This is a genomic window from Bradyrhizobium sp. LVM 105, assembly GCF_003957705.1.
Lineage (GTDB): Bacteria > Pseudomonadota > Alphaproteobacteria > Rhizobiales > Xanthobacteraceae > Bradyrhizobium > Bradyrhizobium frederickii.
Genome location: NZ_QZMV01000001.1, coordinates 750,245 through 765,689, shown reverse-complemented (window position 1 = coordinate 765,689; position 15,445 = coordinate 750,245). Strand labels below are relative to the sequence as shown.

At 66.4% G+C, this 15,445-nt stretch carries 11 protein-coding genes; 10 read left to right on the top strand and 1 reads right to left on the bottom strand.

Features of this window, described 5'->3' with window-relative positions:
- The first annotated feature begins 60 nt into the window (after positions 1-60).
- From D6B98_RS03630 to D6B98_RS03620, 3 genes are read left to right on the top strand one after another with little or no spacing between them, the layout of a single operon-like run.
- Positions 61-834: an ABC transporter permease gene (locus D6B98_RS03630; protein WP_126255545.1), complete on the top strand. Its 774-nt coding sequence runs from the start codon at positions 61-63 to the stop codon at positions 832-834.
- A complete protein-coding gene (locus tag D6B98_RS03625) occupies positions 831-1,616 on the top strand; it encodes an ABC transporter ATP-binding protein (RefSeq protein ID WP_164718356.1) in 786 nt (261 codons plus the stop codon). The genes D6B98_RS03630 and D6B98_RS03625 overlap by 4 nt, the downstream gene beginning before the upstream one ends.
- Entirely contained in the window at positions 1,609-2,841 is a 1,233-nt protein-coding gene (locus tag D6B98_RS03620; protein ID WP_126255543.1) for a Zn-dependent hydrolase, read from the top strand. Before D6B98_RS03625 ends, D6B98_RS03620 begins: the two co-directional genes overlap by 8 nt.
- On the opposite strand, the gene bamA is transcribed toward D6B98_RS03620, so the two are convergent.
- Positions 2,838-5,351, bottom strand: coding sequence for an outer membrane protein assembly factor BamA (gene bamA, locus D6B98_RS03615; protein WP_126255542.1), 2,514 nt, complete (start codon positions 5,349-5,351; stop codon positions 2,838-2,840). The two genes, D6B98_RS03620 and bamA, sit on opposite strands and share 4 nt — an antisense overlap.
- Positions 5,352-5,649: 298 nt before the next feature.
- On the opposite strand from bamA, the gene D6B98_RS03610 reads away from it, so the two are divergent.
- The 7 genes from D6B98_RS03610 (at position 5,650) to D6B98_RS03575 (ending at position 15,344) form a co-directional block, all read left to right on the top strand.
- Positions 5,650-6,018, top strand: a complete 369-nt coding sequence (locus tag D6B98_RS03610) for a hypothetical protein (protein WP_126255541.1) — start codon at positions 5,650-5,652, stop codon at positions 6,016-6,018.
- 1,355 nt (positions 6,019-7,373) lie between these two features.
- Positions 7,374-8,816, top strand: a complete 1,443-nt coding sequence (locus tag D6B98_RS03600; RefSeq protein WP_245481234.1) for an efflux transporter outer membrane subunit — start codon at positions 7,374-7,376, stop codon at positions 8,814-8,816.
- Positions 8,813-10,039: an efflux RND transporter periplasmic adaptor subunit gene (locus D6B98_RS03595; protein WP_126255538.1), complete on the top strand. Its 1,227-nt coding sequence runs from the start codon at positions 8,813-8,815 to the stop codon at positions 10,037-10,039. The genes D6B98_RS03600 and D6B98_RS03595 overlap by 4 nt, the downstream gene beginning before the upstream one ends.
- A 1-nt stretch (position 10,040) precedes the next feature.
- The gene (locus tag D6B98_RS03590; RefSeq protein WP_126255537.1) at positions 10,041-12,002 is read left to right on the top strand and encodes a MacB family efflux pump subunit; all 1,962 of its coding nucleotides are present in this window, start codon (positions 10,041-10,043) and stop codon (positions 12,000-12,002) included.
- Positions 12,003-12,088: 86 nt separating this feature from the next.
- Positions 12,089-12,802 (top strand): response regulator, encoded by a 714-nt coding sequence (locus D6B98_RS03585; RefSeq protein WP_164718411.1) that lies wholly within the window; start codon positions 12,089-12,091, stop codon positions 12,800-12,802.
- Positions 12,799-14,130, top strand: coding sequence for an ATP-binding protein (locus tag D6B98_RS03580; protein ID WP_126255535.1), 1,332 nt, complete (start codon positions 12,799-12,801; stop codon positions 14,128-14,130). Before D6B98_RS03585 ends, D6B98_RS03580 begins: the two co-directional genes overlap by 4 nt.
- Positions 14,131-14,189: 59 nt before the next feature.
- The gene (locus tag D6B98_RS03575; protein ID WP_126255534.1) at positions 14,190-15,344 is read left to right on the top strand and encodes an MFS transporter; all 1,155 of its coding nucleotides are present in this window, start codon (positions 14,190-14,192) and stop codon (positions 15,342-15,344) included.
- Positions 15,345-15,445: the final 101 nt, after the last annotated feature.

Here is a 15,445-nt window from a genome sequence, read left to right as displayed (position 1 = left end):
GCTGCCGGCCCCGTCTCGCGGCGGGGCCGGCAAATCCGTTCACCGCCCGGACAATCGTCGATGCGTCCCCTGGACCCTGTTACATCGAAGCAGCGCGTGGCCTATGGCCTTGCGTTCTTCGCGCTGTTCGTCGCCCTCTGGTCCTGGGCGACGTTCGGCGGCCATGTGTCGAAGACCTTCCTCGCGAATCCGCTGACCATGGTGCAGGAAGGCGTCGAGCTGCTCACCAAGCACGGTTTCCTGTTCGACATCGGCATGACGATCTGGCGCGTCGTCGGCGGCTTTGCACTCGCGGCGGTCATTGCGGTGCCGCTCGGCGTGCTGATGGGCGCCTACAAGCCGGTCGAAGCATTTCTCGAACCCTTCGTCTCCTTCGCCCGCTATTTGCCCGCCTCCGCCTTCATCCCGCTGCTGATCCTGTGGGCCGGCATCGGCGAATTGCAGAAACTGCTCGTCATCTTCATCGGCTCGGTGTTCCAGGTCATCCTGATGGTCGCCGTGACCGTCGGCGCAACGCGGCGCGATCTGGTCGAGGCCGCCTATACGCTGGGCGCCGGCGACCGCGGCATCATCCGCCGCGTGCTGCTGCCCTCCTCCGCGCCCGAGATCGCGGAAATCCTGCGGCTGGTGCTGGGCTGGGCCTGGACCTATGTCATCGTCGCCGAGTTGATCGGCTCGTCCTCGGGCATCGGCCACATGATCACCGACAGCCAGGCCTTGCTCAACACCGGCCAGATCATCTTCGGCATCATCGTGATCGGGCTGATCGGCCTGCTCTCGGACTTCATGTTCAAGGCCTTCAACGCCTGGCTGTTTCCGTGGAGACTCGCATGACGATCCTCAAGATCGAGCAGGTCTCGCGCACCTTCCCGGCGCGCCACGGCAACGCGCCGACCAAGGCGCTGGAGCCGACCGACCTCGTCATCGGCAACAACGACTTCGTCACCATCCTCGGCCCCTCCGGCTGCGGCAAGTCCACGCTGCTGCGCATCGTCGCCGGCCTCGATCGTCCGACAAGCGGACGGGTCACGCTCGACGGGCGCGAAGTAACGGGCCCCGGCGCCGATCGCGGCATGGTGTTCCAGTCCTACACGCTGTTTCCCTGGCTCACCGTGCGCGAGAACATCGCCTTCGGCCTGCGCGAGCGCGGCGTGTCCGAGGCGGAGCGCCACAAGATCGCCGACGCCTTCATCCGCCAGGTCGGCTTGTCCGGCTTCGAGAATCATTGGCCAAAGCAGCTCTCCGGCGGCATGCAGCAGCGCACGGCGATCGCGCGGGCACTTGCCAACGATCCCAAGATCCTGCTGCTCGACGAGCCGTTCGGCGCGCTCGACAACCAGACCCGCGCGCTGATGCAGGAGATGCTGCTCGGGATCTGGGAACGCGACCAGAAGACCGTGCTGTTCGTGACCCACGACATCGAGGAGGCCATCTTCCTCGGCAGCCGCGTCATCGTCATGAGCGCGCGCCCCGGCCGCATCAAGGCCGAGATCAATGTGGACCTGCCGCATCCGCGCTCCTACAAGATCAAGACCACGCCGGAATTCGTCCAGCTCAAGGAACGGCTGGTCGAGGAGATCCGCACCGAGGCGCTGAAGGTTGCCGAACATGCCTGACGCTTCCCCTTCAGTCGACGGCGAGCGCGTGCTTGCCGATCTCAATGCGCTGCGCGCCATCGGCGCCTACAAGACTGGCGTGCACAAGCCGACGTTCTCCGAGCCGCACAGGGTTTCGCTGGACTGGCTCATGCGCAAGCTGCCGGACGCGGGGCTCGCCGCTTCGATCGACGGCATCGGCAATGTCTTCGGCACCAGCGCCAAGGCCGGACCCAAGCTGCTGGCCGGCTCGCATCTGGAGAGCCAGAACTACGCCGGCTGGCTCGATGGCCCGCTCGGCGTCGTCTATGCGCTCGAAGCCGCGCGCGTTCTCAATGCCGATCCCTCCGTGAACGGGGCCGTCGAAGTCGCCGCCTGGTGCGACGAAGAGGGACATTTTGGGCATTTCCTCGGCTCGCGCTCGTATGTCGGACAGGTCACCGAGGCCGACATCGACGCTGCGCGCGATCGCACCAGCGGTCACACCATGCGCGATGCGCTCGCCGAGATGGGGCTTGCGGGCCGCCGACGTGCCAGCGCCGAGCCGGGCCGCCACGTCGGCTATCTCGAGGCTCATATCGAACAGGGCGACACGCTCGAAAGCGGCAAGCTCGCGATCGGAATCGTCACCTCCATCGTCGGCATCTGGCAGTACCGCATCAACTTCACCGGTGAGCAAAATCATGCCGGCACCACGCGGATGGCGGTGCGCAAGGATGCCGGGCTGGCGCTGGCCAAGTTCTGCGTCGCGATCGACGAACGTTTTCCGGCCGCCTGCGGTCCGCGCACGGTCTGGACCACCGGGCGCATCACGCTCGATCCGGGCGCGCCGAGCATCATTCCGGGCGGCGCCGAAATGCTGTTCCAGATCCGCGACGACGATCCCACCGTGATTGCCCGGCTGGAGCAGCTGCTGCGGACCATGGCGGACGAGGCCAGCGCGAGCGGCCCGTGCACCGTCACCGTCGAGAAGCTGCGCACCGGCGCGCCTGCCATGATGAGCGATCGCTTTCAGGATGCGATCGAAGCCGCGAGCAAGGCCATGGCCGGTGGACGATGCGTTCGCATGCCGAGCGGCGCCGGCCACGATGCGCAGATGCTGGCCAGTGTCATGCCCGCCGGCATGCTGTTCGTGCCCTCGATCGGCGGCATCAGCCATCACTGGACCGAGAACACCGCCGACGCCGATATCGTCACCGGCGCAGAGGTCTTCGTCGATGCCTGCCGGCGGATCCTTACGAGTTAGAACGACGTCCCTCCGCCGAACCTGAACTCCTGCACGACGTCGTATTTGCCCTTCGTGATCGGCACGGCATAGTCGAAGCGCAACGGCCCGAACGGGGAGGCCCAGATCAGGCCGACGCCGACCGAGGATCGCACCGTGCTGCCGTCGTCATATTGCAATCCGCAGGTCGGGCACGCCCTGGAGTTGACCTCGCCCGTGGCCGACCACGAGGTCGGTCCCTGATAACCCCAGAGCGATCCGGCATCGGCGTAGAGTGCGCCCTTCAGGCCGACTTCCTTGGGCAGGAACCAGAACGGCATCTGCAGTTCCGCGGACGCACCCCAATATTTCGTGCCGCCGAGCGCATCGCCGCTGGAGCCGAAATTGTAGTAGGTGATGTCGCGCGGCCCGATGCCGTTCGAGGCGAAGCCGCGCACCAGGTTCGGTCCCATCTGGAAGTGATCCAGCATGCGCAGATCCCGGTCACCGATCTTGCTCAGCAGGCCGCCCTGGAGGTGAATCACGCTGACGATCTCGGAGACCAGCGGCGTGTAGTATTTGGTGTCGAGCACGGTCTTCAGATAGGTGACGTCGCCGCCGACCCCGGCGAAATCCTGCCGGAAGTCGACCAGCAATCCGTCCCTCGGGTTCTTGGTGTTGTCGAGCGTGTTGTAGTTCAGGGTGTAGCCGAGCGACGAGGTCCAGGTCGCGCCGTTCGCCAGCTCCTTTCGAACCGGCAGGCTCGACTCGCCGTCGCCGTAGCAGCCGTAGCCATAGACTCCCGAGCTCGTGGAATTGGTCGGGTCCGCGCCGCCCAGGACGCTCTGGATGTAGGCCGGCGTCGGATTGAAGGCCAGCGAGGCGTTGGACGCGTCGTTGTTGCAATTGTTGTAGGCGCTGGCGAGCGAGATGCTCTGCTGATAGAGCGAATAGCGCAGCTGCAGGGAGAGATCCTCGCGCAAGGCCAGGCCAATGCGGGGGGAGAAACCGAGGGTCGTCACGCCGTAGCTCGTATAGCTGTTCGCCTTCTGCTCCTTCCAATAGGTATCGAATCCAAGCGCCAGCCGGTAGTCGAGCAGATAAGGCTCGACGAACGACAACGATATGCCCCGCGAATATTGGCCGTAGGTGACCGATGCCTTGGCATAGAGCCCGCGGCCGAGCAGGTTGCGCTCGGAGATCGAGACTTCCGCCAGCGCTCCGTCGGTGGTGGAGTAACCGCCCGAGACCGAGAAGTCGCCGGTCGATTTCTCCTCCATGTCGACGATCAGGATCACGCGATCGCTCGAGGAGCCGGGCTCGGTGACGATCTTGACGCTCTTGAAGTAGTCGAGGTTTTTCAGCCGTCGCTCGGCGCGATCGACCAGCGCGCGGTTGTAGGCGTCGCCCTCCGAGAGGTCGAATTCGCGCCGGATGACGTAGTCGCGCGTGCGCGTGTTGCCGCGCAGGTTGATGCGCTCGATATAGGTGCGCGGGCCCTCGTCGATGTTGAACACGACGGAGACGGTGTGCGCCTCGAAGTTGCGGTCGCCGCCGGGACGGACCACGGCGAAGGCGTAGCCGCGGCGCGAGGCCTCGATCTGCATCTCTTCGGTCGACTTCTCGACCAATTCGACGTTGTAGAGCGAGCCGGCGCTGACGCGCGAAAAGGCGCGGAGCGAGCCCGTGTCGAAATTGGCAATGCTGGAGCGGTAGTCGACGGAGCCGATGCGATATTGAGCACCTTCCTCGATCTTGAAGGTCACCAGAAAGCCCTTCTTCTCCGGATCGTATTCGGTGAGCGCAGCCACGACCTGGACGTCGGCGTAGCCGTTCTTGAGGTAGAAGCGGCGGATCAGGTCGCGGTCGGCCTCGACGCGATCGGGATCGTAGACGTCGTTGTTGCCGAGGAAGCTGAGCAGGTTGCTCTCATGCGTCTTGATGACGTCGCGCAGGCGCGAGGCCGAGAACGCGCTGTTGCCGATGAACTCGACCGACTTGACCGATGTCTTCGCACCCTCCTCGACCGTGAAGATGAGATCGACGCGATTGTTCGGCTGCTCGATGATCTCGGGCGTGACGCGGACGTCGTAGCGGCCCGAGCGCCGGTAGATCTCAGCGATGCGTAGCGTGTCGGACTGCACCAGCGCCCGCGAGAAGGTCCCGCGCGGCTTGGACTGGATCTCCAACGAAAGTTGCTCGTCCTTGATCTTCTTGTTGCCCTCGAAGGCGATGCGGCCGATCACGGCATTCTCGACCACCGACACCACGATGCGGCCGCCGGCCTGGTTGATCTTCACGTCCTGGAACAGGCCGGTCGCGATCAGCGCCTTGAGCCCGTCATCGAGGGCGGATTGATCGAGACGCCCGCCCGCGCCCGGATTGAAATAGGAGCGGACCGTCTCGGCCTCCACCCGGCGATTGCCTTCGACGACGATCGCCTGCATCGCTTGCGCGGCCGCCGGCTGCGGCAACAGCGCAAGCGGGAGTGAGCTTGCAATCGATACAGCACTCATCGCCACGACGATCAACCAGGCCCGCAAAAACGACATTCCACACCTCAACAAAACCTCGCCTGCTCTGAGACGAGACAGCTGTGGCCGCGGTGTGGCCTGAAGATTGCTGGTTTGTTTCCGGTCATTGAATTTGATGGGGCGATCAGCAGCGCGAGCGCCGCCGCCGCGACGACCCCGTGCACTGTGGGCGGCGACCGAACCGCCTCGAAGCTGCCGCGCGGGTGCCCTGGCCATGCAGAGGTTCAGCAACATCGCGCAACGCCGGCATTCTTTACAGTCACTTAAGCCGGTGCGAGAGGCGGCCGCATCAGGAACTCGCACAGGATGTTGTCCGATGAACGCGCTTGTCACGACCCGAGCAGTGCTGGTCGCCCTCCTCGCCTCGACCTTCACCGCTCATTCCGCCAGCGCAGGCAAGCGCGCGCCGCAGCGGGCGACCCAGGATGCGGTTTACGAGTACGGCCCGCGCGGCCCCAACCGGTCCTACCAGTCCGGTCCGCGCACGCGCATCTATGTCAGCAAGCGGTCGTGGCTCGACGGCGGGACCGAGGTGCTGCCCGGCGAGCGCAAGTTCACCGACTACGCCTTGCCGCCCGGCGCCTCGTTCGCACGCGGCAACAACAACCGGCCGCTCGACCGGCAGCCGCTCAGCCCCGACTCGGACCTGGGTGGATTTGCGCAGCGGATTCCGATTACGTGGTGAGTGCAATTCTCGCGTCCCGGCTCTGCAGCGCACCGCCGAAGGTGCGCTGCGCTGCGTCCGGGGCACGAGAGGTGAGTGGCGCACGCTCTCGCAACGGCGTCATTGCGATCGCAATGGCTGCTCGCGATGACGACACTGCTCAATCCGTCATCCTGAGGTGCGAGGCATGGGACGCAACGCGTCCCATGAGGAGCCTCGAAGGATGAGCGGCCCGGATGCAGCCGGGCCGTCGCCCTTCGAGGCTTGCTCTACGGCGCGATGCGCCGCAGAGCGCGCACCTCAGGGTGACGGGTGAGCAAGTAGGATGGGTAGAGCGAAGCGAAACCCATCGTCTCTCATCTTCGCGGAAGCGTGATGGGTTTCGCTTCGCTCTACCCATCCTACTGCAACCAATCTGCAGACGCGCCTTCGCAGCCTCACGGCTCAAATTCGCCCGAGCTTTGCTTCATCTTTGCCCCTCTCGAAGCCAAGAGGGCGCAGGGAAGGCCGGGTGCCAGCTCGCACCCGCGGTCCGCTGCGCGAAAATGCACACGCAGGAAGAACCGCACAGCAGCATACAGGTGTGGCCAATCACTCGGCCTTCCCTGCGCGGTGGTCGGACGGCTTATGCCGTGCTCTCCCGGGAGCCGAACTTTCCTTCTGGCCTCCCTCGCCGTTCGAATTGGCGATGCCGTCCGCCCGGTTGGGCTCGCGCGCATCTTCGATCCGGCTTGACCGTAGCAACGACGGCCAGGACCACACGGTTTTGCCGTACGCACGGCCCGCCATGTCGCCGCAGTCTTCCCAGCCCTGTCGACGGAGCCGGAAACTTACAGGCGAGACGAAACCTGACAGCGCCGTTCGTCTGCACGCGGCCACGGGCTCACAGGGACTACCCGCCCTGCCCGCGCCATCTCGTGCCGACGCTGCCGCGTCCACCGCAAGCCCGGCTCGCGAAATTGACGACCGCAAGATCGCCCCTCCTGGATGAGCCGGGATGGCCGACACATACGCCAAAACCGAATTTCGGTAAAGTGGAATATTTTCGCGGCGGCGGATTGACAGAGGGCGACACAGGCCACGAAGGCGCAGGCCCGGGACATCCGCTCTTCGGCCTTGCCGAGACGTCCGGCAATACCTGTTTACATTCAGCAACATTCCGGCTGCCGAAAGGCCACGATCGGCCGGCTAGTGGCGGTTGCCTCGCCCTCCCCCAGAGGACCGTGGAAATCCCTCCGGACCGAGGCCCATGGATTTCAACCGATTTGATGCCGCCGTACCCGTTCGCCGCTAGTCCCCTGCCATCTGCCGAGAAGGCTCACCGTCCGCCGTTGCGCGGCCCCATATCGCGCGCCGGATCAGCCTGCGTTGCGCTGATGCTGGGCAGCGCCCTGGCCGGCTGCGCGGTCGGGCCGGATTATGCCGGCCCGCCCAGGCTCGCCCTGCCCTCGCACTGGAGCAACAACACCGCCTCGCATCGGGACGCCGGCAGGCTCGATCGCTGGTGGCTGCGCTTGCGCGATCCCCTGCTCAACCGGCTGATCGAAGAGGCCGTCGAAGCCAATCCCGACGTTGCGAAGGCAAAAGCAGTCGTGCGCGAGGCGCGCGCCACGCTGCAACAGACGGCGGCCGGCCTGTTTCCGTCCGTGAGCGGCACGGCCTCGGTGACGAACAACAAGACCAGCGCCGGGTCCTCGTCCGTCCTCGTCGACAGCGCGCCCTACTCGCTTCACCAGGCCAGCTTCGATTCCAGCTGGGAGCTCGACCTGTTCGGCGGCACGCAGCGGGGCATCGAGGCGGCGCTGCGCAGCGCGGAATCCGCCGAGGAGGATCTGCGCGACAGCCTCGTTACGCTGATCGGCGACGTTGCCGCCTATTACGTCGAGGCGCGCGGCTACCAGGCGCGGATCGCACTGGCGCAGCGAACATCGGTCTCGCAGCGCGACACCGAAAAGCTCACCCGCAGCAAATACGAGGCCGGCAGCGGCAACGCGGTCGATCTCGCCAAAGCCACCGCGCAGGCCGCCAGCACGGAGGCCAACGTTCCGACCTATCAGGCGTCGCTTGCGGCCGACATTCACCGGCTCGGGATCCTGCTCGGGCGACCGCCGGACGGCGTCGCTTCGCTGATGGCACGGTCCGCGCCCGTGCCGGCGCCGCGCATGCCGCTGCCCACGGGGCTGCCCGCCGATCTCCTGATGAGCCGCCCCGATGTCGCCAGTGCCGAGCGCAAGCTGGCGCAGGCGACCGCCAAGATCGGCCAGGCGGAGGCCGACCGCTATCCGGCGGTGTCACTGGCCGGTTCGGTCGGCACGTCGGCGATACGTGCCGGCGATCTCGCCAAATATTCGAGCCTGAGCTGGTCGGTCGGGCCCTCGATCACCGTGCCGGTGTTCGACGCAGGCAAGCGCCTGGCCACCGTCAGGATCGCGGAGGCACAGCGCGACCAGGCGTTCGCCACATTCCATTCGACCCTGCTCACCGCACTCGAGGACGTCGAGAACGCCCTGGTCTCGCTATCGCGCGAACGCGTGCGTGCCACCAAGCTGACGGAAGCCGCCAGGAACTACCGCGAAGCCGCGCGGCTGTCGCGCTCGCTGTTCGAGACCGGCAGCGCCAGCTTCATCGACGTGCTGGACGCCGAGCGTTCGCTCTATTCGGCCGAGGATTCGCTGATCCAGAGCAAGGTGTCGGCGGCCAAGGACTACATTGCGCTGGCAAAGGCGCTCGGCGGCGGCTGGTCCGATCCGGTCGACGTGTCGAGGCCGATCATCGTGGACACCAACACGGGACCTCACTTGCGAGAGACGCAGAAGTGACCGAGATCATCACCGCCAAACGCCTGAAGATCGCCGCGGCGATCGTTGCCGTCGTGGCCACCGGCGTGGTCGCGGCCACGCGCTTTCCGGGAACGTCGAGCAAGGCGCAGTCCTACATCACCGCGCCGGTCACCGTCAGCGATCTGCGCGAGGAGGTGCTCGCCAGCGGCACGCTGAAACCGGCGCGACTGACCGCGGTCGGCGCACAGGTGTCGGGTCGGATCACCGCCCTCAACGTCCGCGTCGGCGATACGGTGAAGGCCGGCGACGTCATCGCCCAGATCGACCCCGTCACCAAGCAGAACGATCTGCGCAACTCCGAGGCGTCGCTGAAGAACTACCGTGCGCAGAAGCTCGAGAAGGAGGCCGCGCTGGTTCTGGCCGAGGCGAACCTCGCGCGCCAGCAGGCGACACTGGCGCAACGCGCCACCTCGCGCAGCGATTTCGACAGCGCGGATTCGACCGTGCGGCAGACCCGCGCCCAGATCGCCGCGCTCGAAGCCTTGATCGTCGGGGCGGAAGCCAGCGTCGAGACCGCGCGCGTGAACCTCGAATATACCCGCATCACCGCGCCGATCGACGGTACGGTGCTCGCCACCGTGGTGCAGGAGGGACAGACGGTCAACGCGGTGCAGTCGGCGCCGACCATCGTCGTGCTCGGCCAGCTCGAGACCATGACCGTACGGGCGGAGATTTCCGAGGCCGACATCGTCAAGGTCAAGCCGGGGCAATCGCTGTACTTCACCATCCTCGGCGACCAGGACCATCGCTATGAGGCGCGGCTGGAGCAGATCGAGCCGGCACCCGAATCGATCAAGAGCGACGCCAGCTTCTCCTCGACCACCACGTCGAGTTCGAGCACGAGTTCGTCGAGCTCGACCAGCACGGCGATCTATTACATCGGCGTCTTCAACGTCCCGAACAAGCAGCTTTCGCTGCGGACCTACATGACCGCCGAGGTTCACATCATCACTGGCGAAGCGAAGCGGGTGAAGGTGGTTCCCGCTCTCGCCGTCATGCGCAAATCGGATGGCCGCAGCACCGTCCGCACCCTCAGCGCATCCGGCGAGGTCAGCGAGCGCGAGGTCAAGACCGGCCTCAACGATCGCACCATCGTCGAGATCAGGTCCGGTCTTGACGAGGGCGAGCGGGTCGTCACCGGAGAGGCCAGCGAGCAGACCGCATCGCGCGGCATGCAGGGCGGCCCGCCTGGAGGCCTCTGACATGGCCGATCCGATCATCGCACTCGAGACCGTTCGGCGGGAGTTCGCGGCCGGCGACGTCAGCGTGGTCGCGCTCGACGATGTCTCGCTGAGCATCCAGCCCGGCGAGATGGTGGCGATCATCGGCTCGTCCGGATCGGGCAAATCGACGCTGCTCAATATCCTCGGCTGCCTCGACCGCCCGACATCCGGCACCTATCGCGTCGCCGGCCAGAACGTCTCCGAGCTCGACGCCGACGCGCTGGCAGCGCTGCGCCGCGAACATTTCGGCTTCATTTTCCAGCGCTATCATCTCCTCGGCGACCTCTCGGCCGGGGAGAATGTCGAGATCCCCGCGATCTATGCCGGGATGAAGGCCCGCGAGCGCCGCGCGCGCGCCGAGCAGCTTCTCGCAAGACTCGGCGTCAGCGACCGGCGCGGCCATCGCCCGAACCAGCTCTCGGGCGGCCAGCAGCAACGGGTCTCGATCGCGCGTGCGCTGATCAATGGTGCCGAGGTCATCCTGGCGGACGAGCCCACCGGCGCGCTCGACCGGCGCAGCGGCGAGGAGGTCCTGAAGATCCTGAAGGAGCTGCACCGCGAGGGCCGGACCATCATCATCGTCACCCACGATGCCGACGTCGCCGCGCGGGCCGAGCGCATCATCGAGCTGCGGGACGGCAAGATCGTCTCCGATCGTCGCACCGAGACGACCGACACTCCGGAGCGGCCTGTCGCCGTCTCCCGGACGCCGTGGGACAACGTCCCCGGCTGGTCCGGCGCCTTGCGGCGCCTGCGCGAGGCCTCGCGGATGGCGCTGGTGGCGATGGCCGCGCACCGGCTGCGCGCCTTCCTCACCATGCTCGGCATCATCATCGGCATCGCCGCGGTGTCGTCCGTGGTGGCGCTCGGCAACGCGTCCCAGCGCAAGGTTCTGTCCGACATTTCGAGCCTCGGCACCAACACGATCGAGGTGTTTCCGGGCAAGGATTTCGGCGACGCGCGGGCCGGCAAGATCAAGACGCTGGTGCTCGACGACGCCCGCGCGCTCGACCGGCAGGACTTCATTGCAGGGGTCACCCCGACGGTCTCGACCGGCACCACGGTGCGGTATCGCGGCAACGAGTCCAACGTGCTGGTGAACGGCGTCGGTGAGAGCTATTTCCAGGTCAAGGGGGCCAAGCTCGCGAAGGGCCGCCTGTTCGACACCGACGCGATCCGCAACATCGAGCGGCAGGTCGTCATCGACGACAATACCCGCAAGACGTTCTTCGCCGACGACCAGACCTCGGGGATCGGCCGCGTGATCTGGCTCGGCAAGGTGCCGTGCCGCATCGTCGGCGTGATCGCCCAGCAGCAGGGCGGGTTCGGCTCGAACCAGAACCTGTCGGTCTACCTGCCCTACACCACCGTGCAGGCCCAGTTCACCGGCGACCATTCGCTGCGCAGCATCCTGCTGCGGATCAGCGACGATATCTCGACCAATCTGGCGCAGGACGCGGTGACGACGATGCTGACGCAGCGGCACAACACCCGGGATTTCGTCATCCTCAACACCGACGATATCCGCCGCACCATCACCAGCACGACGCAGACGTTGGCGTTCCTGGTGGCGGCGATCGCAGTGATCTCGCTGGTCGTCGGCGGCATAGGCGTCATGAACATCATGCTGGTGTCCGTGTCGGAACGGATCAGCGAGATCGGCGTGCGCATGGCGGTCGGCGCCAGGCGCAGCGACATCCTCCAGCAATTCCTGGTGGAGGCGACCCTGATTTCGTCGATCGGCGGCATCGCCGGCATTCTGGTCGCGATGCTGCTCGGCCTTGCCATCAACCTTGCCGTGCCCGGCTTCGAGGTCAGCTATTCGACGTTCTCGATCGGCGCGGCGTTCCTGACCTCGACCGGTATCGGGGTCGCCTTCGGCTTCTTCCCGGCCCGTCGCGCCGCGTTCCTCGACCCCGTGGTGGCGCTGAGCCGCGACTGACCCTAGGATTGCCCATGACCGCAGTGCTTCGGACGGCACATTCGTCCGCAAATCGACCAACGACCGGCCCCGATGCGATTCCGACCATGACCAACGGCAGCCCGAACATCCTGATCGTCGAAGACGACAAGCCGACCCGCGACCTGATCTCGCGCTATCTGCGCGATCACAGTTTCTCGGTCGACGCGGTCGCGAACGGCAAGGAGATGGACCGCCATCTCTCCCACGACCGGGTCGACCTGATCATCCTCGACCTGATGCTGCCGGGGGAGGACGGCCTGAGCCTCTGCCGTCGGCTGCGGATGGATTCCACGACGCCGGTCATCATCCTCACCGCGAAGGGCGAGGATCTCGACCGCATCCTCGGCCTCGAGATGGGCGCCGACGATTATCTGGCAAAGCCGTTCAACCCGCGCGAGCTTCTCGCCAGGATCAACGCGGTCCTGCGCCGGCGATCGAGCGGCCTCGGCGCCGGCTCCGCCCCTGCGCGTCTCACATTCCAGGGCTGGACCATTGATCTTCGCTTGCGCGAGTTGCGCGACCCGCAAGGCGCGCAGGTGCCGCTGACCAGCGCCGAGTTCGATCTGCTGCAGGCCTTCTGCGAGCGGGCAGGACGCGTTCTCACCCGCGACAACCTGCTGAGCATGACGCGCGGTCGTCCCGGCGGAGGCTTTGGCCGCAGCATCGACGTGCTGGTCAGCCGGCTGCGCCGCAAGCTCGACCGGACGGAAGGCACTTCCGTGATCAAGACCGTCCGCATCGGCGGCTACGTCTTCACGCCGGTGGTGGAGGAAGCATGAGCCGCGCCGCCGATATCGTCGCGCTCTTCAGCTTCAGGCGGATCAGCGGTCAGATCGCCGCCTTGATCCTGGGATCGCTGATCCTGATCCATGTCCTGATCGCCGGGTATTTTCTCCTCAACCAGCCGAAGCTGCTGGCGGACACGTCGCTGGAGCAGATCGAGCTGATCGTGCGGATCATCGCCAACGCGCCGAAGGCCGAGCGCGCGCTCGTCCTCGACAGCGTCAGCCGCACCTTTCCAGCGCTCAGGCTCCAATTGCGAGACGCCGCCTCGGTCTCCACCACGCCGCAGTCGGCGCGAACATCCCTGACCGTCCCTTCCGCGCTCGGGGTCAGGGCCGAGTTCATTCGCGGCAGCGGCGGGGAGGACGAGCGCGTCTGGTTCCACCTTCCGGGCGACGACGTGCTCGAAGCCGTGATCGGATCGCCCAGGATGCCGGCTTTCGTCAGCGGCCTGTGGACCTCGACGCTGCTGTTCCTCGTGGCGAGCATCACCCTGCTCGGCGTCTGGGCCGGTCGCGCGCTGTCCTCGCCCCTGTCGGCCTTCGCGCGCGCGGCGGAGGACTTCAGCCTGAGCCGGTCCTCCGCGCCGCTGCCCGAAAACGGGCCGGAGGAGATCAAGTCCGCAGCGCGAGCGCTCAACCGGATGCGCGATCGCATCACGACGCTGATGAACGACAGAACCCGCATGCTGGCGGCCATCAGCCACGATCTGCGCACGCCGATCACGCGTCTGCGACTGCGTTCGGAATATATCGAGGATCCGGCCCAACGCGCCCAGACCGTGCGCGACCTCGACCAGATGCAGTCGATGCTGGAATCGGTGCTGTCGCTCCTGCGCAGCGAAAGCCCGGCCAAGCCGACGCTGGTGGACGTCGCGGCGCTGCTTCAAATGGTTTGCGAACAGTTTTCGGATTCCGGATTCGCCGTGACCTATTCCGGCCCGGACAGGGCCGCCTTCGTGCTGCGGCCCGACGAAATCATCCGCGCGGTCACCAACCTCGTCGAGAACGCGACGCGCTTCGGAACCAAGATCGACGTCGCGCTGGTGACGGTCGAGGAGCGGCTCGTCATCGACGTCTCCGACGACGGGCCGGGCATTCCCGACGAACGGAAGGCGGCGATGCTGGAACCCTTCGTGCGCGGAGAGGAAGCCCGCACCATGGACGAGACGGCGGGATTTGGCCTCGGCCTCTCGATCGCGCAGGCGATCGTGACCGCGCATGAGGGAACACTCGAGCTGCTCGACAACGCGCCAAGGGGACTGCGCGTCCGCTTGCGGCTTGCGCGGGGTGCCGGCGACAATTCGGGTGCGCCTCGGCCATAAAGCTGCGGCATTTGTCGGGCTTGTCGGCCGCCCTGCCCCCCGCTTTCCCGGAGATTCCATTGTCTTCTGCCGACCGGCCGGCGACACGCCTGGCGACCCGGCTTGCCTTCCTCGTTGCCGGCTTCGGCATCGCGTGCTGGGCGCCGCTGGTGCCGTTCGCGAAGACGCGGCTCGGCGTCGATGACGGCGTGCTCGGACTGCTCCTGCTCAGCCTCGGCATCGGCTCCGTCGTCGCGATGCTGCTGACCGGAATCATAAGCGCGCGCTACGGCAGCAGGCCGATCATCATCGCGGGCGGGTTCGGCCTGGCGCTGGTCCTGCCGCTGCTCGCGGTCGCAAGCTCGCCCGCGACGCTGGCGCTGGTCCTGTTCGCGTTCGGCGCCGCGCTGGGCTCGATCGACGTCGCCATGAACATCCATGCCGTGGAGGTGGAGCGCGCCGCAAAACGTCCGCTGATGTCCGGCTTCCACGCGCTGTTCAGCATCGGGGGCTTTGCCGGATCCGCGCTGATGACGGGGCTGCTCTCGCTGCAATTCGGCCCGCTCGCCTGCACGCTGATCTGCTCCGTCCTGATGCTGATCGCGATGGCCGTGACCTCGCCGCGCCTGCTCCGCTCCGTGCAGGTGCAGGAGGGCCCGCTGTTCGTGCTGCCGCACGGATCGGTGCTGCTGCTCGCGCTGCTCGGCGCCATCACCTTCCTGGTCGAGGGCGCGATGCTCGATTGGGGCGCGCTGCTCGTGATCGGCGCCGGGCTCGTCACCGAGGCGCAGGGCGGAGCCGGCTACATCGTGTTCTCGATCGCGATGACGGCAGGGCGGCTCGGCGGCGATGCCATCGTTGCGCGCATCGGAGACCGCGCGACATTGCTGTGGGGCAGCCTGATCGCGATCGCGGGCTTTGTGGTCCTGCTGACGGCGCCGGTTGCGGCGGTCGCCATCGGCGGCTTCCTGCTGATCGGGCTCGGCGCCTCGAACCTCGTGCCGGTGCTCTTCCGCCGCGCCGCTCGGCAAACGGTGATGCCGACGGGCCTCGCGGTCGCGGCGATTACGACCGCTGGCTATGCAGGAATCCTGATCGGCCCTGCCGGCGTCGGCTTCGTCGCACAGCTGGGCGGGTTGCCGCTGGCATTCTGGTTGCTGGCTGCGCTGATGGGCCTCGTCACGCTGTCGGCGCGCATCGTCACGAAGCATGCGTCCCGGACCATGGCGGCCTAACCCTTTCCGTCTCATGCGTTATTTTGCTGGCCACAGCTGACCCAAGCCATCCATGCAGGTCTGTCAGCCATGCGCCTTTCGGCCAGTTTACTGGACGCCTC

Excerpts from the sequence above, each read along its gene's own strand:
- D6B98_RS03630 (WP_126255545.1), top strand. The coding sequence starts at position 61 with ATGCGTCCCCTGGACCCTGTTACATCGAAGCAGCGCGTGGCCTATGGC.
- D6B98_RS03625 (WP_164718356.1), top strand. The coding sequence starts at position 831 with ATGACGATCCTCAAGATCGAGCAGGTCTCGCGCACCTTCCCGGCGCGC.
- D6B98_RS03620 (WP_126255543.1), top strand. The coding sequence starts at position 1,609 with ATGCCTGACGCTTCCCCTTCAGTCGACGGCGAGCGCGTGCTTGCCGAT.
- bamA (WP_126255542.1), bottom strand. The coding sequence starts at position 5,351 with ATGTCGTTTTTGCGGGCCTGGTTGATCGTCGTGGCGATGAGTGCTGTA.
- D6B98_RS03610 (WP_126255541.1), top strand. The coding sequence starts at position 5,650 with ATGAACGCGCTTGTCACGACCCGAGCAGTGCTGGTCGCCCTCCTCGCC.
- D6B98_RS03600 (WP_245481234.1), top strand. The coding sequence starts at position 7,374 with ATGCTGGGCAGCGCCCTGGCCGGCTGCGCGGTCGGGCCGGATTATGCC.
- D6B98_RS03590 (WP_126255537.1), top strand. The coding sequence starts at position 10,041 with ATGGCCGATCCGATCATCGCACTCGAGACCGTTCGGCGGGAGTTCGCG.
- D6B98_RS03585 (WP_164718411.1), top strand. The coding sequence starts at position 12,089 with ATGACCAACGGCAGCCCGAACATCCTGATCGTCGAAGACGACAAGCCG.
- D6B98_RS03580 (WP_126255535.1), top strand. The coding sequence starts at position 12,799 with ATGAGCCGCGCCGCCGATATCGTCGCGCTCTTCAGCTTCAGGCGGATC.